8 protein-coding genes are annotated in these 21,078 nt (G+C 70.0%); all 8 read left to right on the top strand.

What is annotated here, in order from left to right; translation table 11 throughout:
- The first annotated feature begins 159 nt into the window (after positions 1-159).
- The 8 genes from J2W23_RS27460 to J2W23_RS27425 all read left to right on the top strand — a co-directional run bounded on the left by J2W23_RS27460 (position 160) and on the right by J2W23_RS27425 (position 21,073).
- Complete coding sequence (locus J2W23_RS27460) at positions 160-699, top strand: sigma-70 family RNA polymerase sigma factor (protein ID WP_176657607.1); 540 nt, start codon at positions 160-162, stop codon at positions 697-699.
- A gap of 111 nt (positions 700-810) precedes the next feature.
- Positions 811-1,059, top strand: a complete 249-nt coding sequence (locus J2W23_RS27455; protein WP_307651004.1) for a FecR/PupR family sigma factor regulator — start codon at positions 811-813, stop codon at positions 1,057-1,059.
- A gap of 198 nt (positions 1,060-1,257) precedes the next feature.
- Positions 1,258-1,512 (top strand): MbtH family protein, encoded by a 255-nt coding sequence (locus J2W23_RS27450; protein WP_176656154.1) that lies wholly within the window; start codon positions 1,258-1,260, stop codon positions 1,510-1,512.
- Positions 1,512-2,255, top strand: coding sequence for a thioesterase II family protein (locus J2W23_RS27445; protein WP_307651003.1), 744 nt, complete (start codon positions 1,512-1,514; stop codon positions 2,253-2,255). Before J2W23_RS27450 ends, J2W23_RS27445 begins: the two co-directional genes overlap by 1 nt.
- Positions 2,256-2,257: 2 nt before the next feature.
- Positions 2,258-7,558, top strand: coding sequence for a non-ribosomal peptide synthetase (locus J2W23_RS27440; protein ID WP_307651002.1), 5,301 nt, complete (start codon positions 2,258-2,260; stop codon positions 7,556-7,558).
- Positions 7,558-12,171 carry a type I polyketide synthase gene (locus tag J2W23_RS27435; protein WP_307651001.1) on the top strand — a complete coding sequence of 1,538 codons (4,614 nt, stop codon included), beginning with the start codon at positions 7,558-7,560 and terminating at the stop codon, positions 12,169-12,171. Before J2W23_RS27440 ends, J2W23_RS27435 begins: the two co-directional genes overlap by 1 nt.
- A complete protein-coding gene (locus J2W23_RS27430; RefSeq protein ID WP_307651000.1) occupies positions 12,168-17,969 on the top strand; it encodes a non-ribosomal peptide synthetase in 5,802 nt (1,933 codons plus the stop codon). Before J2W23_RS27435 ends, J2W23_RS27430 begins: the two co-directional genes overlap by 4 nt.
- The gene (locus J2W23_RS27425; RefSeq protein ID WP_307650999.1) at positions 17,966-21,073 is read left to right on the top strand and encodes a non-ribosomal peptide synthetase; all 3,108 of its coding nucleotides are present in this window, start codon (positions 17,966-17,968) and stop codon (positions 21,071-21,073) included. The genes J2W23_RS27430 and J2W23_RS27425 overlap by 4 nt, the downstream gene beginning before the upstream one ends.
- The last annotated feature ends 5 nt before the right edge of the window (positions 21,074-21,078 follow it).

Genomic DNA, 21,078 nt, shown 5'->3' with positions numbered 1-21,078 from the left:
CGTTTGTTTGAGTGTCGATCCGGAAGGGTCATGGAAATGCCTCAAAATCCGCCTATAAATAGCAATGATTCTTATTCCGATTGTTACATCGAAAGTGGTAAATCGGACCTGCGGCCTGTCCCGGCTCGCTCACTGGAACTGGAGGAAGAGGTGTTGAACATGCCGTTGCCGCATTCATCCGAGCCTTCGCTCGCAGAGGTTTTCATCGCCCATCGGGCGCAGCTCTGGCGGGTCGCCCGGAAGATCGTCAACACGGCGGACCTCGCCGACGACGTCGTGCAGGACGCCTACCTGAAGATCGCTGACGGCCCCTGTGTGCGCCAGGCCGACCGTCCCATCGGCTATTGCTGCCAGGTGGTGCGCAACATGGCGCTGGACTATTGCCGCCGCCACCGCGTCGAAGCCAGCTATCGCACCTTCGATGTGGACGTGGAGCTGCTCGACATGCCGACAACCGCTTCGACGCCCGACCGCATGTTGTGCGAGCGCCAGGTGATCACTGCCATCGACAAAGTGCTTGCCGGCCTCTCGCCCCGCACACGGCTGGTGTTCGAGCTCTACCGCCTCGAAGGCCTCACGCAGCGCGAGATCGCGACGCGCCTGGGTTGCGCGCTGGGCCTCGTAAATGGGCTGATCGCCGAAGCCGCCAACGCGATCAAGTCGTGCGGCCACCTGCTGCTCGAAAGCGACGCGCAGTAGCCGCGGCTTTCTCCGTCGCGGGATCGAATCGATTTCCCGCGAAAATGCGCGTTGAACCGGCCGGGTTCATTCAAGCCCCGGCTTCGACGGACAACGCGAACAGCTTCACGAATGACACAGGAAACGGGCGATCCCATCTGGAATACCGCATGGGACTGGGTGCAGCGCGAGCACGACGGCGAAAGCTTCGATGAAGCCGCGCGCACTGAAATGACAGCCTGGCTCCTCGCCGACCCCGCGCACCGCCGGGCCTACGACAAGGCGGCCCAACTCTGGCTCCTCGCGGGTTTCGTCCCGCCGGTCAACGACTTCGGCGACGAGCCGCCGGACGACGACTCCGGGCCCTCCACCGGCCAATAACCCCCTGCATCCAGTGCGAACGCGCCCCACGGCGCGCGTTCCGGCCCGGCGCCTCCACGGCGCCCGCCGTCCTTCCGTGAAAAATGAACAGATCGGCCTCTGAAGCGTCCTCTTGGCAGGGGCGCCGAGATTCCGTCCGGTCCGCGACCGGCTGCGGTGCGCTCCTTTCTCTCTGTTCAATCAAACAAGGATGCACCGATGTCGACGAGCTGTTTTGACCGCGAAGACGAAGCCTTCATCGTTCTGGTCAATCACGAAGACCAGTACTCCATCTGGCCCCACTGGAAAGCCGTTCCCGGCGGATGGACTGCCGTGGAAGGCGTCCAGGGCGACAAGAAGACAGTCCTCGCCTACGTAGAGAGCCACTGGACCGACATGCGGCCCAGGTCGCTGCGCGATTGGATGCAGCAGCAACAGGCGGACGCACCGGCCACGGAAACCGCAGCCGGTTGATGAGCGCCCAGGCGCCCCTGGCGCTGCTGTGCCTGCCATGTGCGGGCGCCAGCGCCTCGATGTACCTGCGGTGGCGGCGTTTCCTGCCGCCGTGGGTCCGCATCGTGCCGGTGGAGCTGCCGGGGCGCGGCGCGCGCATGGGCGAAGTCTTTGTCGAGGACTTCGATGCGCTGGTCGCGCGCATCTGCACCGAGCAGGCCGACGCGATGCGCGGCGACTTCGCGCTCTTCGGTCACAGCATGGGCGCCTTGCTCGCGCATGGCGTGACCCGCCGGCTTCAGTCGTTGCGGCGGCCGTTGCCGCGCGCGCTGCTGGTGTCCGGCTGCTCGGCGCCTTCCCGGCGCGACCCCGAACGTTTCGACGGCGGCGAAGACGACGCCTCGCTGATCGCCGAACTGCGCAAGCAGGGCGGCACGCCCGAAGAGGTGTTCGCGAGCGAAGAACTCATGCGTATCACGCTGGACACGCTGCGCGCCGACCGCCGCGTCTGCCGCAGCCACGTCCATGTCGCCGCCTGGCCGCCGCTCCCGCTGCCGATCCATGCCTTCGCGGGACGCCAGGACGACATCGAGGTGCCGGCCGTGGCGGCCTGGTCCGAAGAGACCGGCAGCGCATTCACGCTCGACTGGTTCGAGGGCGGCCATTTCTTTCTCAGGCAACACGAGGCCGTCTTTCTCGCGGCGCTCGCACGGCGTCTGCCGACGCATCTTCATCAAGCGCAACTTCAGGCGCATCAAGGGTAGATATGAACGAACCGCTCGCGACGGCATCCGTCGGCCGGCAACCGCGTAATTTCGTGGCGCACCTGCGCGCGTTGGCCGAACGGCGTCCGCATGACGTCTGGCTCACCGTGGTCGACGAGATCGACGGCGTCTACAGCGAGCTGCCCTTCACCTATGCTGTCTTCGAGCAGCGCGTGCGCGCGCTCGCGGCCCGCCTGCAGCAGCAGTTCGCCAAGGGCGACCGCGCGCTCGTCATGCTCGACAACGGCGACCACTACGCCGTGAGCATGCTGGCCTGCTTCTACTGCGGCGTGATCGCGGTGCCGGTGTTCCCGCCCGAATCGACGCGGCCGCAGCACCTGGCGCGGCTCGCCGGCGTCGCAGCCGATTCGCAAGCCTGCTGCGTGCTCACGTCTTCTGCCTTGAGCGCCGCGATGTCGGCGGCAGGCAGCCAGTTCGGCGATGTGCAGATCGTTGCCGTCGACACGATCGATGTTGCACTCGCCGACGCGTGGCAGCCCTTCGAGCCGGCCGACGACGACGTCGCCTTCCTGCAATACACCTCGGGCTCGACCTCGGCGCCCAAGGGCGTCATCGTCACGCACGGCAACCTGATGGCCAACGAGCATGCGATCCAGGTCGGCATGGGCATCGGGCCCGACGACAAGTTCGTCTCTTGGGCGCCGCTTTATCACGACATGGGTCTCATCGGCGGCCTGATGCAGCCGCTCTACAGCGGCATCCCGCTGGTGCTGACGTCGCCGCGATACTTCCTCGAACGCCCGGTGCGCTGGCTGGAGCTGATCTCGCGCCACCGCGCCACGCTCAGCGGTGGTCCCGACTTCTCGTTCCGCCTCTGCCTGGAGCGCGTGAAGGACGTGCAGCTTGCCAAGCTCGATCTATCGAGCTGGCGCGTGGCCTACACCGGCGCCGAACCGGTGCGCGCCGACACCGAATTCGACTTCATCGAACGCTTCGCCTCCGCGGGCTTCGACCCCGGTGCGGTCTATGCCTGCTACGGCCTTGCCGAAGCGACCCTGTTCGTGACCGGCGGCCAGCGCGGCGCCGGCATGGTGGCGCGCGGCTTCGACGCCGACGGCCTGGCCGCCGGCAAGGGCTCGCCCAGCGAGGGCGGCACGCTGCTCGTCGGCTGCGGCGCGGTGGCGATCGAGCACGTGGTCGAGATCGTCGATCCCGCCACGCTGTCCGTGGTGGCCGAGCCCGGCCGCATCGGCGAAATCTGGGTGAGCGGCGCGAGCATCGGCGCCGGCTACTGGGGCAAGCCGCGCGAATCCGCCGAGACCTTCGTCGAGATCGCGGGTCGCCGCTGGCTGCGTACCGGCGACCTGGGCTTCGTCTGCGATGGTGAGCTGTACGTCACCGGCCGCATCAAGGACCTGATCATCGTCCGCGGCCACAACATCTATCCGCAGGACATCGAGCGCGTCATCGAGGCCGAGGTGGATGCGGTGCGCAAGGGGCGCGTCGCGGTGTTCGCTGCCAGCGGACCTGACGGTGAAGGCATCGGCGCTGCGGCCGAGGTGTCGCGCAGCATGCAGAAGCTGGTGCCGCCGCAGGTGCTGGTCGAGGCGCTGAGCGCCGCGGTCAGCGAAGTGTTCGGCGAAGCGCTGTCGGCCGTGCTGCTGCTCAACCCGGGCGGCATGCCCAAGACCACCAGCGGCAAGCTGCAGCGCAGCGCCTGCCGCGCGGGCTGGCTCGATCGCAGCGCGGACGCCTATGCGATCTACGAGCGCGGTGCATTCGTCAAGGGCGGCCCCATCGAGGCGCCTGCCGAAGAGCCCGCGCTGGACGAGACCGAGCGCGCGCTCGACGCCATCTGGCGCGAGGTGCTGCGGCCGGCCGATGCGAAGCCCTTTGCGCGTGATGCGCATTTCTTCACCCGTGGCGGCAGCTCGCTCACCGCGACCCAGGTGGCCTCGCGCATCTCGGCGCATTGGGATGTCGATTTCCCGGTGCGCCTCGTGTTCGAGCAACCGCGGCTGCGTGAATGCGCGGCCGCTGTGCGAAAGCAACTCGCCGAAGGCGTGCGCGCCCGCCCGGCGCCCATCGCCGTGTTGCCGCCCGAACGCAGGCTGCACGCGCTGCCGCTGTCCCATGCGCAGGAGCGCCAGTGGTTCCTCTGGCAGCTTGATCCGACCAGTGCGGCATACCACATGAGCGGCGCGCTTCGCCTCACCGGCGCGCTGCAGGCCGACGCAATGCGTGCTGCACTCGACGATCTGGTCGCGCGCCACGAGTCGCTGCGCACCGTGTTCCGCGCCGGCAGCGACGGCATCGCCGCGCAGTGGATCAAACCGACCGACACGCTGCCCCTGGAGCTGATCGACCTGCGCGGCGTGCCTGCCGGCGAACGCGACAGCCGCCTCGCCGATGAAACCCGGCGCCTCAAGGCCGCGCCGTTCGATCTCACGCAGGGCGGCTTGCTGCGTGCTGCGCTGATCCGCATCTCGGACAACGCACAGGTGCTCACCGTGGTGATGCACCACATCGTCTCCGACGGCGCTTCGATGCAGGTGCTGATCGACGAACTCGCAGCCGGCTACGCGGCCCGCCTGCAGGGCAGGGCGGCGGCACTTCCCGTGCCGCGCGTGCAGTACGCCGACTATGCGGTGTGGCAGCGCGAATGGCTGGCGGCCGGCGAGGCGCAGCGCCAACTGGACTGGTGGCGTGCGGAACTTGGCGATGAGCACCCCGTGCTCGAGTTGCGCACCGACCACCCGCGCAAGCCACAGGCCGCCTACAGCGCGGCGCGGCATGCCTTCGAGCTGCCGGCGTCATTGCTCGGCCGGCTGCGCGGACTCGCGCAGGCCGAGGGCTCCACGCTCTTCGTCGTGCTGCTGGCGGGCCTGCAGGCGCTGCTGCATCGCTATACGGGGCTGCAGGAAATCCGCGTCGGCGCTGCCATTGCGAACCGCAACCGCGTGGAGGTCGAGAACGTCATCGGCCTGTTCGTCAACACGCTGGTGCTGCGCAATCCGATCGACGGCCGCACCCGCCTTGCAGAGGTGCTGGCACAGGCCCGCGAGACGGTGCTGGGCGCGCAGGCGCACCAGGACCTACCTTTCGAACAGCTGGTCCAGCATCTGCAGCCCGAACGCAGCATGAGCCACAGCCCGCTGTTCCAGGTGATGTTCAACCACCTGTTCGAGGATCACCGCGCACTGCAGCGGTTGAGCGACATCGAGGTGAGCGACCATGCGCTGCCCGATCTGCAGACGCAGTTCGACTGGGTGCTGGAAGCGCGCGAGCGGCCCGACGGGCGCCTGATGCTCGACGTGATCTACGCGGCGGACCTGTTCGAGCCCGAGACCATCGAGCGGATGGCGCAGCACTACGTGACGGTGCTCGATGCGCTGTCCGCCGATGCGGGGCGCGCGGTCGGAGATGTCGAACTGCTTGCTGCGCCCGAGAAGTCGCAGCTCACGCAGTGGAGCGTGAACGCGCGGCAGGAGCCGGGTGCGGAGCTGGTGCATCACAGCATCGCACGGCATGCACGGCAACAACCCGATGCGACGGCGTTGCTGTTCGACGAGTCGTCGCTCAGCTTCGGCGAGCTGGACGCGCGTGCCAACCGGCTGGCCCATCGGCTGATCGCCCTGGGCGTGCAGCCCGACATGCGCGTGGGCATCGTGATGGAGCGCTCCCTCGAGATGGTCGTGGGCATCCTCGGCATCCTGAAGGCCGGCGGCGCCTACCTGCCGCTCGACCCCGAGTACCCGGCGCAGCGCCTGGCCTACATGGTGGAAGACAGCGGCATCGAACTGCTGCTGAGCCACGGGGCCACCCGCGAGCTCATCGCGCCGCGTGCCGGCCTCACCCGGCTGGAGGTCGACAGCCTCGACGTCTCCGGCGAATCCGACGCCGATCCGCAAGTGCCGCTGCACGGCGATCACCTCGCCTATGTCATCTACACCTCCGGCTCCACCGGCAAGCCCAAGGGCGCGGCCGTGCGCCACGAGGCTCTTCGCAGCTGCATGGCGTGGATGCAGGACACCTACGGCCTCGGCGGCGACGACACCGTGCTGCACAAGGCGCCTTTCGGCTTCGACGTTTCGTGCTGGGAGATGTTCTGGCCGATGACCACGGGCGCGCGCCTCGTGATCGCCAACCCCGGCGACCACCGCGACCCGGAGCGGCTGGTGCAACTGATCCAGCGTCACCAGATCACGACGTTGAACTTCGTGCCCTCGATGCTGCAGGCGTTTCTTGCGCACCCGGGCATCGAGGCGAGCACGCGCCTCAAGCACATCATCGTCGGCGGCGAAGCGATGCCCGCGGAGACGCAGCGAGAAGCGCTCAGGCGCCTGAGCGGCGCGACGCTGCAGAACCTGTACGGCCCGACGGAGACGACGATCCACGTCACGCGCTGGACCTGCCGCGACGACGGCCAGAGCCTGGTGCCTATCGGCCGTCCGATCAGCGACACGCAGACCTGGGTGCTGGATGCGGCGCTCAACCCGGTGCCGCGTGGTGTGGCGGGCGAGCTGTACCTGGGCGGGGTGAGCCTGGCGCGTGGGTATCTGAACAAGCCGGGCCTGAGCGCCGAGCGTTTCGTGGCCGATCCGTTCGGCAGCGGCGGGCGCCTCTACCGCACCGGTGACCTCGTGCGCTGGAATGCCGAAGGCCAGATCGAGTACCTGGGTCGCATCGACCATCAGATCAAGATCCGCGGCTTCCGCATCGAGCTCGGAGAAATCGAGGCGCAACTCCTCGCGCAGCCAACCTTGCGCGAAGCCGTCGTCGTGGCGAAGCAAGGCGCAGCGGGCGCATCGCTCGTGGCGTACGTCGCGCCGCATGCGGGCCAGTCCGTCGACGTGGCCGCGCTGCGCGAAAGCCTCGGCCAGACGCTGCCGGACTACATGGTTCCAAGGGCCATCGTGGTGCTGGAGGCCCTGCCGCTGAACGCCAACGGCAAGGTCGAGCGCAAGGCGCTGCCCGAGCCCGAAGGTCTGGGGCGCGCTGCCACCTATGAAGCGCCGCAAGGCCATGTCGCCCGGACCCTCGCGGCCATCTGGTCCGAGGTGCTGCAGGTCGAGCAGGTCGGCTTGCACGACAACTTCTTCGACCTCGGCGGGCACTCGCTGCTGCTGATCCGCGCGCACCGGTTGCTGGAAGACCGGCTGCAGGTCGCGCTGCCGCTGGTCAATCTCTTCAAGTACCCCACCGTCGAGTCGCTGGCCCAGTGGATCGAGCAGGGAGGGGCCCAGGCCGCGTCCGCATCTTCCGCCGCCGCCGACGACCGCGCGCTGCGCCAGCGCGCCGCCATGCTTCAACGCCGCAAAGTGGCAGAGAGAGTCAATTGATGACCACCGCCTTCAACGAATCCGCCGAACCCACCGGGCTGGAGATCGCCATCGTCGGCCTCTCGGGCCGCTTCCCCGGTGCCGACGACGTAGACGCCTTCTGGCGCAACATCAGCAACGGCGTGGAATCGGTGTCGCGCTTCACCGATGAGCAGTTGCGCGAACGCGGCGTGCCGCAGAGCCTGCTGGACGACCCGGACTACGTGAAGGCCGGCGTGATGTTCGAAGGCTTCGACCAGTTCGATGCCGGCTTCTTCGGCTACACGCCCCGCGAAGCCGAGAACCTCGACCCGCAGCAGCGCGTGTTTCTCGAATGCGCCTCGGCGGCGCTCGAACACGCCGGCTGCGATCCCGAGCGCTGGCCGGGCAAGGTCGGCGTCTATGCGGGCGAGGGCGCCAACGTCTACCTGATCCGCAACCTGCTGCCGTCCTTCGGCCTCGGCGCGCACACGGGCATCGCCGACCTGCTCGGCCTGATGAACGGCAACGGCAGCGGCTCGCTGTGCACGCGCGTGGCCTACAAGCTCAACCTGCGCGGCCCCGCCGTGAGCGTGCAGACCGCCTGTTCCACCTCGCTCACTGCCGTACACACCGCCTGCCAGGCACTGCTGAGCCACGACTGCGACGTGGCCCTGGCCGGCGGCGTGTGGCTCAACCTGCTGCAAGAAGGCGGTTATCGCTACCAGGCCGGCGCGATCCTTTCGCCCGATGGCCATTGCCGCGCCTTCGACGCCGATGCGGCCGGCACGGTGATCGGTAGCGGCGCCGGCGTGGTCGTGCTCAAGCGCCTCGATGAAGCGCTGCGCGACGGCGACACCATCCACGCAGTCATCAAGGGCACCGCGGCCAACAACGACGGCTCGGCCAAGGTCGGCTTCACCGCGCCCAGCATCGACGGGCAGGCCGAAGTCATTCGCGCGGCGCAACTGATCGCGGGCGTCTCGGCCGACACCGTCGGCTACATCGAGACGCACGGCACCGGCACCACGCTGGGCGACCCCATCGAGATCGCGGCGCTCACGCAGGCCTTTCGCGCCGACACCGAGCGGCGCGGCTTCTGCGCCGTCGGTTCGGTCAAGACCAACATCGGCCATCTCGATGCGGCGGCCGGCGTGGCGGGGCTCATCAAGGCCACGCTGGCGCTCAAGCACGGCGTGCTGCCGCCCAGCCTGCATTTCAAGAAGCCCAATCCGCAGATCGATTTCGCGAACAGCCCGTTCTATGTGAACGCGCAGCGCCAGCCCTGGGCTGAAGGCCGCACGCCGCGCCGCGCGGGCGTGAGCTCGTTCGGCATCGGCGGGACCAATGTGCATGTGGTGCTCGAAGAGGCGCCGCGCGCGCGCTCCGCGCAAGGCAAGGCATCGCTGTGGCAGGTGCTGCCGTTGTCGGCCAAGGACGCGGGCGCGCTCAAGGAAGGCCGCGAGCGACTGGCCGTGCATCTGCGCGAATCCGGCGATGAGCAGTCGCTGGCGGACGTCGCCTTCACGCTTCAGGAAGGACGCAAACCCTTCGCATGGCGCAGCGCAGTGGTCGCGAACCAGCCTGCGATGGCCGCCGAGATGCTCGCCGCACCCCCCGCGCTCGCGCCGAAGCCCGTGACCACGGCGCCCGAAGTCGTGTTCCTGTTTCCCGGCAGCGGCACGCAGCACGCGCTCATGGGCGCGGACCTCTACCGCGAGAGCACCGTGTTCCGCGACGAGATGGACCGCTGCTTCGCGCTGCTGCGCAAGGACAGCGGCGTCGACCTGCAGCCGCTGCTGTTTCCGCCAGCGGGCGGGGAGTCGGCCGCCAATGAGCGCCTGCTGCGCGTCGAGTTCGCGCAACCCGCGCTCTTCGTCGTCGGCTACGCGATGGCGCGCTGGTGGATGCACTGCGGCGTCAAGCCCGCGCTGATGCTCGGCCACAGCCTTGGCGAATATGTCGCGGCATGCCTGGCCGGCGTGTTCTCGCTCCAGGACGCACTGCGCATCGTGGCCGCGCGCGGCCGCCTGCTGCAGACGGTGGTGCCGGGCGCGATGACCGCCGTGTCGCTTCCCGAAAAGGAGCTGGCGCCTTGGCTCGCCATGGGCTGCGATCTTGCCGCGGTGAACGGCGAGGCGCTCTGTGTGCTCTCCGGCCCGGTGGAGGCGATCGAGCGCGTCGAGGAGGCGCTGCGCGCGAAGCAGCATGTGCCGCGCCGCCTGCATGTGTCCATTGCCTTCCATTCGCGTCTCGTCGATCCGGTGGTCGCGGAGCTGGAGCGCGTCGTGGCGGGGGTACCGAGGAGCGCACCCGCCATTCCTTTTCTCTCCAATGCTTCGGGCAAGCCGATCACGGCGCAGGAAGCCACCGACCCTGCCTACTGGGGGCGGCATCTGCGTGGCGCGGTGCGCTTCGCCGACGGCCTGCGCGAGATCTTCGCGACGCCCGGCCGCGCGGTGCTCGAAGTCGGTCCGGGCGAGACGCTCGCCGGTCTCGCGCGGCTGCATGCCGACAGCACTTCGGCCGCCGGCATCTGGGCCAGTCAGGCCCATCCGCAGCAGCTCGCGCGCAATGCGCCGCAGTTGGCGAATGCGGTGGCGGGCCTGTGGACCGTGGGCGTGGACATCGACTGGGCGGCCTGCCGCAACGGCGAGAGCCGGCGCCGCGTGCCATTGCCGACCTATGCCTTCCAGCGCCAGCGGTTCTGGGTCGATCCCGCGGCAGCCTCGCAGCAGCCTGTGCAAGCCGGGCCCACAAGTCCTTTCTACGTGCCCGCATGGAAGCGCACGGCACTGCCGCCGCGCGCCGAGCAGCTCGCAGCGGCCCGCACGGGCTGCACGCTGATCCTCGGCGATACGAACAGCTTCACCGACCGCCTCGCGCGCACGCTGCGTGCGCAGGGCGCGCAGGTGGTCGTCGCGCTGCGCGGCAAGGCCTTTGCGCGCACCGCCGCGCTGCAGTACACGCTGCGGCCCGCCGAGCGCGCCGACCATGCGCGGCTCCTGCACGAGGCCGAAGCCGAGGCCGGTGCGGTGACGCAGGTGTTCCATCTGTGGAGCCTCGACGCCGGCCGCCCCGCTGCCTCGCAGGCCGAGGTCTTCGAGCGCGGCTATTTCAGCCTGCTCGCACTGGCCCAGGCGCTCGACGACGCCGGTGGATCGCAACGCGCGCCGTTGGCGCTGACCGTGATCGCCGACGGCATCGAGGACGTCGCCGGCACCGAGGCCCTTTCGCCCGAGAAGGCCACGCTGCGCGGACTGGCCAAGGTGCTGGGCCAGGAGTCGCCGTCGATCGCCTGCCGCATCGTGGATGTGGTGCTGCCGGCCCCCGAGAGCGCGGCCGAGAGCGAACTCGCACGCCGTGTGGCCGAAGAGGCGGCGGCATCGCACGACGAAGCCGTCGTCGCCTACCGCGGTCCGCACCGCTGGACCAAGGGCTACGAAGCGCTCGCGGCCGACACGCCGGGCGTGCAGCGCCTGCGCAAGGGCGGCGTGTATCTCATCACCGGCGGGCTCGGCGGCGTGGGCCTCGCGCTCGCGCGCCACCTCGGCAAGACATGGCAGGCCAGGCTGGTGCTGCTGGGCCGCACGCCCGTGCCCGAGCGCAGCGAGTGGGCGCGCCTTGCTGAAGCAGCCGACCAGCCACTGGCGCTGCGCCGCCGGCTGCAGCAACTCATCGAACTGGAGGCGGCCGGCATCGAGGTGCTGACCGTGGCCGCCGATGTGACCGACCCCGCCCAACTGCGCAGCGCATTGGCGGCGGCGCATGCGCGCTTCGGCGCGGTGAACGGCGTCGTCCACGCCGTCATCGAACCCGACCACGGCATGGTCTCGCAGCGCACAGAGGCGCAGGTCGAGGCGGCGTTCGCCCCCAAGGTGGCGGGCACGCGCGCACTGCTCGACGCGGTGGCTTCGGAGCCGCTGGACTTCGTGCTCTTCTGCTCCTCGATCGCGACGCTGCTCGGCGGCCTCGGCCTCAGCGACTACGCCGCGGCCAACGACTACCTCGACGCCTTCGCGAGCGCGCACCGCCGTTCGTCGGCGCTGCCGGTGTTCTCGGTCAACTGGGATGCCTGGCGCGATGTGGGCGCCGCGGCCGGCAAGGACATGCCCGAGGGCATGGGCCTGGACGAGCGCACCGGCGTGCTGGCTTTCGAGCGCATCGTCAACGGGCCCGACCTGCCGCAGGTCGTGGTGTCCGCATCGCCGCTCGCGCCGCGCCTGCGCCCGCTTCTCGGCCTGCTGGATGCGATGGATGACGAGCCCGAGGCCGCCGCGCCCGCGCGCGCCGGCCATCCGCGCCCGGTGCTGCAGACGGCTTTTGTCGCGCCCGAAGGCGATCTCGAAGAGGGGCTCGCCGAACTGTGGACCGAGGCGCTCGGCATCGCGCCCGTGGGCGTGAACGACAACCTGTTCGAACTGGGCGGCGATTCGCTGCTCGCCATCCGCCTGCTGTCGAAGGTGCGCAAGGCCTACGGCGTGGATCTGGCGCCCGCCGCCTTCTTCAAGGCGCCTACCGTCGCCGGGCTGGCTGCACTGGTCGAGCTGCGGCTGATCGAGGACATCGAAGCGGCCGGCCTCGACGACGAAGCCGGCGAAGAGGGCGACGACAACGATCGCCTCGACCGCAGCACCGCGAGTTTTCCATCATGAGCCAGGGCAACGACATCACCGCGCGCCGCGCCAAACTGACGCCAGCGCAACTGAGCCTGCTGCAGCGCCGCCTGAAACGCGGGAACGGCAACGATGCGGCCGAGACGGCCGACACCGCGCCGCGTCCTTCGCGCGAGGGCATCGCCAAGAGCACCGACGACGGCAGCGCCGCACCGGTCTCCTTCATGCAGCAGGGCCAATGGTTCCTCTGGCAGCTCGACGCCGGCAACACGGCGTATCACGTCGGCGGTGGACTCGGCTTTTCGGGCTCGCTGGACGTGGCCGCACTGCAGGAGGCGGTGCATCGCCTGGTGCAGCGCCACGACAGCCTGCGCACCGTGTTCGGCACCGGCGCGGAAGGCCTGCCCGAGCAGCGCATCGACCCCGCCGCGCGCGTCGACATTCCCTTTGCCGACCTGAGCACGCTCGATGCGGCGACCCGCGCGGTGCGCCATCGCGAAGCAGTGCTCCAGGTCTGCCGCACACCCTTCGACCTGACGACCGGCCCGCTGCTGCGCGGCGCGCTGCTGAAGATGAAAGAGGGCGAGCACCAGTTGCTGCTGATGCTGCACCACATCGTCTCCGACGCGTGGACCGTCGAGCTCATCCTCGACGAGCTGGCGCGGCTCTATGCGCAGCAGGTCGACGGCGCCGCTGACCCGGAGGGTGCGGCGCAGGCCGGGCCCGAGATCCGCTACATCGACTTCGCGCGCTGGCAGCACCGGTGGCTCGAAGGGGAAGAGGGCGCGCGGCAACTGGCCTACTGGCGACAGCGGCTCGGCGGCAGCCAGCCGGTGCTCGACCTCGCGACCGACCGCCCGCGCTCGGGCCAGTCCGGCTACAGCGCGGTTCAGCATGCGCTCGACCTGCCCGCGCCGCTCGCGCGCGAACTCCGGCAGCAGGCGCGCGCGCAGGGCGGCACGCTCTTCATGGTGCTGCTCGCGGCCTTCCATGCGGTGCTCTTCCGCTACACCGGGCAGGAGGAGATCCGCGTCGGCGTGCCGGTCGCGGGCCGCAGCCGTCCCGAGACCGCGGGCGTCGTCGGCGCCTTCATCAACACCGTGGTGATGGATGCGCGCCTGAACGCGCGCATGCCGCTGGCGGATCTGCTCGCGCAGGTGCGCGACACCGCCTTCGAGGCGCAGGCGAACCAGGAGCTGCCCTACGAGCGGCTGGTGCAGGCGCTGCGCGCCGACGGCGGCCATGCGGGCTTGCCGCTGTTCCAGGTCATGTTCAACCACCTCGGCGAAGGCGACCGCCCGCTGCGCGGCTGGCCTCGGCTGGCGGTGCGGCGCATCGACCTGGAGGAGCGCGCCGCGCCCTTCGAGCTCACGCTGGAAACCATCGAGCGCGAGGACGGCAGCATCCGCGCCGCCTTCCGCTACGCCGCCGAACTCTTCGAGCCCGCCACCATGGCGCGGCTGGCGGGCCACTACCACCGCGTGCTCGCCGCACTGGCCACCGACCCGCGCCAGGCGCTGGGTGCGCTCGCGCTGCTCGACGATGCGGAGCATGCGCAGCTCGCGGCATGGGGCGTCAACACGCACAGCCATGGCGAGGCCGAGCCGGTGCATCACCTCATCGCGCGCCACGCCGCGGCGCACCCGGATGCCGAGGCGCTGGTCTTCGGCGACGAAACACTGAGCTACGCGGAACTCGAACGCCGCGCCAACCGCCTCGCGCACCGGCTCATTGCCCGCGGCGTGCGGCCCGAAAGCCTGGTCGGCGTGGCGCTGGAACGCAGCAACGAACTGGTGATCGCGCTGCTCGCGGTCATGAAGGCCGGCGCTGCCTACGTGCCCATCGACCCGGAGCATCCGGCCGACCGCATCGCCTACATGGTGCAAGACAGCGGGCTCGCGCTCGTGCTCACTCAGGAGCGCCTGCGCGACCGGCTGCCCGCCGACGCCGGCGTGGCGGTGCTGGTCATCGATGCCGCCGACGCGGCCGACGCTCCCGACAGCGACCCGGCCGTGGCGCTGGACGCGGAGAACCTCGCCTATGTGATCTACACCTCGGGCTCCACCGGCAAGCCCAAGGGCGCGGCCAACCGGCATCGCGCGCTGCACAGCCGGCTGGCCTGGATGCAGGAGGCCTATGGCCTCGGCCCCGGCGACACGGTGCTGCAGAAGACGCCGTTCAGCTTCGACGTCTCCGTGTGGGAGTTCTTCTGGCCGTTGATGGTCGGCGCGCGGCTGGCCGTGGCGGCGCCGGGCGACCACCGCGATCCGGCACGGCTGGTCGAGCTGATTCGCCGGCACGGCGTGAGCACGCTGCATTTCGTGCCCTCGATGCTGCAGGCCTTCCTCACGCAGCCCGATGTGGAAAGCTGCACCAGCCTGTGCTGCATCGTCTGCAGCGGCGAGGCGCTGCCCGCCGAGGCGCAGAACGAGGTGCTGAGGCGCCTTCCGCAGGCGAAGCTGCACAACCTCTACGGCCCGACCGAGGCGGCCATCGACGTGACCCACTGGACCTGCCGCGACGACGGCCGCAGCCAGGTCGCGATCGGGCAGCCCATCTCCGGTATCCAGACCCATGTGCTCGATGCGTCGCTCAACCTCGTGCCGCCCGGCGTGGCGGGCGAGTTGTACCTGGGCGGCATCGGGCTTGCGCGCGGCTATGCGAAGCGACCGGGGCTGACCTCGGAGCGCTTCGTGGCCGACCCCTTCGATGCGACCGGCGGCGGGCGCCTGTACCGCACCGGCGACCTCGTGCGCTGGAACAGCCAGGGCCAGCTCGACTACCTCGGCCGCCTCGACCACCAGGTGAAGATCCGCGGCTTTCGCATCGAACTCGGAGAGATCGAGGCGCAGCTGCTCGCGCATCCGCAGGTGCGCGAAGCGGTGGTGGTGATGCAGCAGGCGGCCGGCGGCGCACGGCTCGCGGCGTATGTCTCGCTGCGCACCGCGCAGGGCGACAGCCAGGAGGCCGATGCACAGGTGCTGCGCGAATGGCTCGGCCGCACGCTGCCCGAGTACATGGTGCCGTCGCTGCTGATGAAGCTGCCGGCGCTGCCGCTCAATGCAAACGGCAAGATCGACCGCAAGGCGCTGCCGCCGATCCAGGCCGCCGATGCCGGCACGCACGTACCGCCGAGCGGCGCGCTCGAAGAGGCGCTGGCGCGCATCTGGAGCGAACTGCTGGGCACGGTGGAGGTGAGCCGCGAGGCGAACTTCTTCGAGTTGGGTGGTCACTCGCTGATGGCTGCGCAACTGGTTTCGCGCCTGCGCGCAGGGGCGGGGCTGCAATTGCCGCTGCGTGAGGTGTTCGATCACCCGGTGCTGCGCGACATGGCCACTCGCCTTGCGCCTGTGGGTGCGGGCGCATCGCTGCCGGCGTTGATGCCGGTGGCACGCGTCGGGCAGATGCCCCTGTCGCCGATGCAGCACCGCCTGTGGCTTGTCGACAGGTTGTCGGACGTTGCCGCGCGCACTGCCTACAACATGGCGACCGCGCTGCGCTTCGAAGGGCCGCTCGATCCGGCCGTGTTGCGCCGCGCACTCGAGACGCTGGTGTCGCGTCACGAGGTGCTGCGCATGGCCTACCCCGAGAACGACGACGGCGAACCGGTCGCGACGATCGCACCGGTGGCGGCCTTCGATCTGCCGTGGATCGATCTTTCGCCGGTGGCACCCGAGGCCGATGCCGCCCGCATCGATGCGGCGCTGGAGGCCATGGTCGCCCAGCCCTTCGACCTGGCGAACGCCGCGCCGTTGCGCGCCTCGCTGCTGCACCTGGGCCCGGGACGCCATGCGCTGCTCTTGTGCGTGCACCACATCGCCTTCGATGGCTGGTCGGGTGCGATCTTCGCGCGCGAATTCGTGGCCGCCTACGAGGCGCTGCGCGCCGACCTTCCCTCGACGCTGCCACCGTTGCGCGTGCAGTACGCCGACTACGCGGTCTGGCATGCACGCATGCTCGAGGCCACCCGCGCGCAGGACGCCGCCTTCTGGCAGCGTTACCTCGACAACGCGCCGAAGGGTTCGCGCCTGCCGGTGGACACGCCGCTGCCGGGCGTTGCCGGACATGCGGGCGACAGCCTGCGCGTGCCGGTCGAAGGCGCGCTGGTGGAGGCACTGGCGCCGCTCGCCCGGGCGAACAAGACCTCGCGTTTCACCGTGATGCTGGCCGCCTTCCTCGCGCTGGTGCACCGCGAAGCCGGCACCGACGACATCGTCGTCGGCACCGACGTCGCGGGACGCGACCACCCCGAGCTCGAGAAGCTCATGGGCTTCTTCGTCAACGTGGTGCCGCTGCGCTCGCGCCGCGACGAGGCGGCGCGCTTCACCGACTGGCTGGCGGCGGTGCATGCGGGCACGCAATCGGCGCTGGCGCACGGCGGCGTTCCCCTGGACCGCATCCTCGATCTGGCCGGCCTCGGCCGCGCCCAAGGCACGCCGGTGCGCATGCTGTTCGTGATGCAGAACACGCCCACCGGTCACTTCGAGATCCCGGGGCTTCGCATCGATGTCGTGCCGCAGCGCGTGCGGCATTCGAAATTCGACATCGCTGTTTTCATCCACGAGGGGCCGCGCGAGTGGACCGCCGAGTGGGTCTACGACACCGGCCTCTACCGCAGCGAATCGATCCGGCGCTGGGCCGCCGATTGGTGCGCGCTGCTGCGGCAACTGGTCATCTCGCCCGAGGCGCGGGTCGAGCAACTCTTTTCAACACCTGTTCGCAAGGAATCTCCCATGAATCCGATGCCATCGCCCCAGCTCGGCAAGCTGGACAAGCTCAAGAAATTCGCGGCCCGACCGCCGGCTGCCCCTGCTGCCACCGCTGGCATTGCCGAGGCATCGCGCGCGCAGGTCAAGACCTCGTTCCTGTCCGATGCGCGCCAGTTCCCGCTCGTTGTCGAACCCGAGAGCGCCGGCTTCGACGCGCTCGCCTGGGTGCGCGAGAACCGCGGCTTCGTCGACGACGCGCTGGCGCGCCACGGCGGCCTGCTGTTCCGCAACTTCGGCCTGGAGACGCCGCAGGACTTCGAGGCCTTCGCCGAGAACGTTGAGCCCGAGCTCTACGGCAGCTACGGCGACCTGCCCAAGAAGGAGGGCGGACGCCGCACCTACCGCTCGACGCCGTACCCCGAGCGGCAGATGATCCTGTACCACAACGAGAGCTCGCACATGGACCGCTGGCCTCGCAAGCAGTGGTTCTACTGCGAGCTGCCTTCGCGCGTGGGCGGCGCGACGCCGATCGTCGATTGCCGCGAGATGCTGCGGCGCCTGCCGGCAGAGATCGTCGATGCCTTCGAGCGCAAGGCGCTGACCTATGTGCGCACGTTCACGCCGCACCTGGACGTGAGCTGGCGCGATTTCTTCAAGACCGACCAGCGTACCGAGGTCGAAGCCCGGCTGGCTTCCGGCGGCATCGAATGGCGCTGGCTCGATGAGGACACGCTGCAGACGCGCACTCATTGCCCGGCGGTGATGAAGCATCCGCTGACCGGCGAACGCGTGTTCTTCAACCAGGTGCAGCTGCATCATCCCGCCTGCCTGGAGGCCGACGTGCGCGAGGACCTGCTCGCGCTGGTCGGCGCCGAACGCATGCCGCGCCACGTCTGCTACGGCGACGGCACGCCGATCGACGACGAGACCATGGCCATCGTGGGCCGCACCTACGAGGAATGCGCGGTGCGTTTCGACTGGCGCAAGGGCGACGTGGTGATGCTCGACAACATGCTCGCGGCGCATGCGCGCGACCCGTACGAAGGGCCGCGCAAGATCGTCGTGGCCATGGGCGCGATGTTCGAGCGCTCGACGCTGCTGGCCGCCGAAGCGGTGGGGAGCGAATGACGATGGAAGACCGGTTCGAGAATTTCGAGGCGGCTCTGCCGCTGAGCCCCGAGCAGCGCGCCGTGCTCGCAATGCACCGCGGCGCTGCACTGCCGCCGCTTGCGGTGTCGGTGACGATCGAGGGCGCGCTCGACGAGGCGCGTCTGCGGACCGTGGCGGCCGAGGTGCTGCAGGCGCATGAGGCGATGCGCCTGGCGATGCGCGATGCTGCCGATCCGTTCGCATGGCGCCAGCAACCGCGTGCCACGCTGTCCGCCAGCCATGCGCAGGCCGATGCGTCGATGCAGCCGCAAGAAGGCGGCGTGGTGCGCATCGGGCTGGACCGTCTCGATGCATCGCATCACCGGCTGACGCTTTCCGCCCATCCGCTGGCGGCCGATGCGGCCAGCCTTGCGGCGTTGGTCGCGCGGATTGCCGAGGTTTACGGCAACGAGGGAACGGCCGACGCCGAGCCGTTCCAGTACACCCAGTTCGCGGCGTGGCGCGATGCGCTCGCGCACGACGACGAGGAAGACGCGGTGAAGGGGCGCGCCTACTGGGCGGGTTATCTGGCCGGCGGCGAAGCGCTTGCCGCGCCGCGCCTTGCTGCGCGACAGGGCGATGTGGGCGATGTGGCCGCTCCGGCGCGCCGTGTCGTCGAGCGCACGCTCGATCCGGCACTGCTGTCGCGCCTGGAAGCGTTGGGCCGCTCGCACGGCGTGCAGGTGTCCGAGCTGCTCCAGGCCGCGTGGTGGACATTGCTCGCGCGGCTCACGGGCTTCACGCGCTTCACCGGCGGCTGGCAGCACGACTGCCGCCTCGACTACGAGGTGATGCAGGGTGCCATCGGCGTCTACGAGAAGGTGCTGCCGCTGCGGGTGGAGATCGGCGCCGAGGAGCCGTTTGCCGACTGGCTGGCGCGTTTCGCGGCCCAGGCCCGCACGCACGTCGAGGCGCAGGAATACGGCGTACTCGATGCGGCGGCCGATGCGGCCCATCTCGCCGCTGGCTTCGCGCTGCGCACGCCCGACGATCTGCCTGCGTCGTGGCAAGTGGCGCAGCGCCCGGGACCGCTGCCTTGCTTCGAACTTGCGCTCGAAGTCGAATGGTCGGCGCAGCGTGCCGTGTTCGCGCTGCATGCCAACGAGGGCCGCTATGCCGCGCCTGCGCTGGAACGCCTGTTGCAGCAGCTCTTCGTGCTGCTGCAGGCTGTGGCCGACGGTCCCGCAACGCCAGTGCAGGACCTGACGCTCATCGATGCCGACGAACGCAAGGCCCTGCTCGCCCTGGACGGCGCACGGCTGGACGTGGGCACGCAGGGCATCGCCGAGCGCATCGCGCACTGGGCGCGGACGACGCCGGATGCGCCGGCCATCGAGGACGGCGAGCAACGCCTGAGCTACGCGGCACTCGACGTTCGCATCAACCGCATGGCGCACTGGATGCGGACGCAGGGCGTGCAGCGCGGCGGGCTGGTCGCGCTGGCGCTGCCGCGGTCGCTCGACCTGCTGGTCGCGATGCTCGCAGCCTGGCGGGCGGGCGCGGGCTACCTGCCGCTCGAACCCGAATGGCCCGCGGCACGCCGCGCCGCGGTGCTGGCCGACGCCAAGCCCGCGCTGCTGCTGCAGGCCGAGCCCGTGCAGGATGTCGATGCGTCGGCATGGCGCGTGGCCATGGCCGGCGGCATTGACCTGTCGGCCTTCGATGTTTCGGCGCCCGATGTGCCGGCCGCGCCGCACGACCTGGCCTATGTGCTCTACACCTCCGGCTCCACCGGCAAGCCCAAGGGCGTGGTGATCGAACAGGCGCAACTGCTCAACTACGTGGCCGCCGCTTCGTCGGCGATGGCGCTCGACGGCTACCGCCGCTGGGCGCTCACCAGCACCGTGGCGGCCGACCTCGGCAACACGGCGCTGTTCGGCGCCTTCTTCAACGGCGCGTGCCTGGTGGTGGCCGGCGCCGAGGCGACGAAGGACGCAGCCGCCTTCACCCGCTTCATGGCCGAGCGCCGCATCGATGCGATCAAGATCGTGCCCTCGCACCTGGAGGCACTGCTCGAGGCCGAGAGCCCGGTGCTGCCTCGGCTCCTGGTGCTCGGCGGCGAGGCGGCATCGCGCTCGCTGCTGGAGCGCATCGCGCGCGCGGCGCCCCCGCCCGCCTGCACGGTCTACAACCACTACGGCCCGACCGAGACCACCGTCGGTGTGATGGTGCACCGGCTCGAGCCCGGCGCGGCCTTCCCCGACCAGTTGCCGCTGTCGCAGGTGCTGGCCAACAACCGCGTGCGCGTGCTCGATCACGCACTGCGGCTCGCTCCCACCGGCGCGCTCGGCGAGCTGTGCATCGGCGGCGCGCAGCTGTGCCGCGGCTACCTCGGCGGCGTGGCGGCGGAGGCCTTCATCGACGATCCCTTCGCTCCGGGCGAACGGCTCTACCGCACCGGCGACCTGGCATGCGTGCTGCCCGGCGGTGCGCTGCGCATCGCGGGGCGTGCGGACCACCAGCTCAAGGTGCGCGGCTTCCGCGTGGAGCCGGGCGAGATCGAGGCGGTGCTGCTCGCACAGGAAGGCGTGCGCCAGGCGGTGGTGCTGCCCGTGGCGGTGCCGGCCGGCGGGGTGGAGCTCGTGGCCTGCGTGGCCGGCGATGCGGACAAGGTGGGCGGGCTGCGCGAGCGGCTGGCCGCGCTGTTGCCGGCGCACATGGTGCCGTCGCGCTGTGTCGAGGTCGAGGCTTTCCCGCGCCTTGCGAACGGCAAGGTCGACCGGCTCGCGCTGGCGGCCGCCATGCCTGCGCCGGCCGGAGCCGCCGCGCCGCAGGAAGGCGCACAAGCACCGCGCGATGCGCTCGAGCACCTGCTGGCAGCCGGCATGGCCGAGCTGCTCGGCCGCGCGTCCATCGGCGTGGACGAGGACTTCTTCGAACTGGGCGCCCATTCGCTGCTGGTGATCAAGCTGGCCGCGCGCATCCGCCGGCTGCTGCGCGTGGAGATCGCACCGGGGGTGGTGTTCGACCACCCCAGCGTCACGACGCTGGCGCGCGCGGTGCGCGCCGCAAGCAGCGACCTCGCACAGACAGAACAGCTCGCCGGCGCCTGGCAGCTCGAGACCGAGGCCACAACCTCTTGAACGGA

The sequence above is a fragment of the Variovorax boronicumulans genome (genome assembly GCF_030812215.1).
GTDB lineage: Bacteria > Pseudomonadota > Gammaproteobacteria > Burkholderiales > Burkholderiaceae_C > Variovorax > Variovorax boronicumulans_C.
The sequence above is the reverse complement of the archived record's forward strand: the minus strand, read 5'-3'. Positions and strand labels throughout refer to the sequence as shown.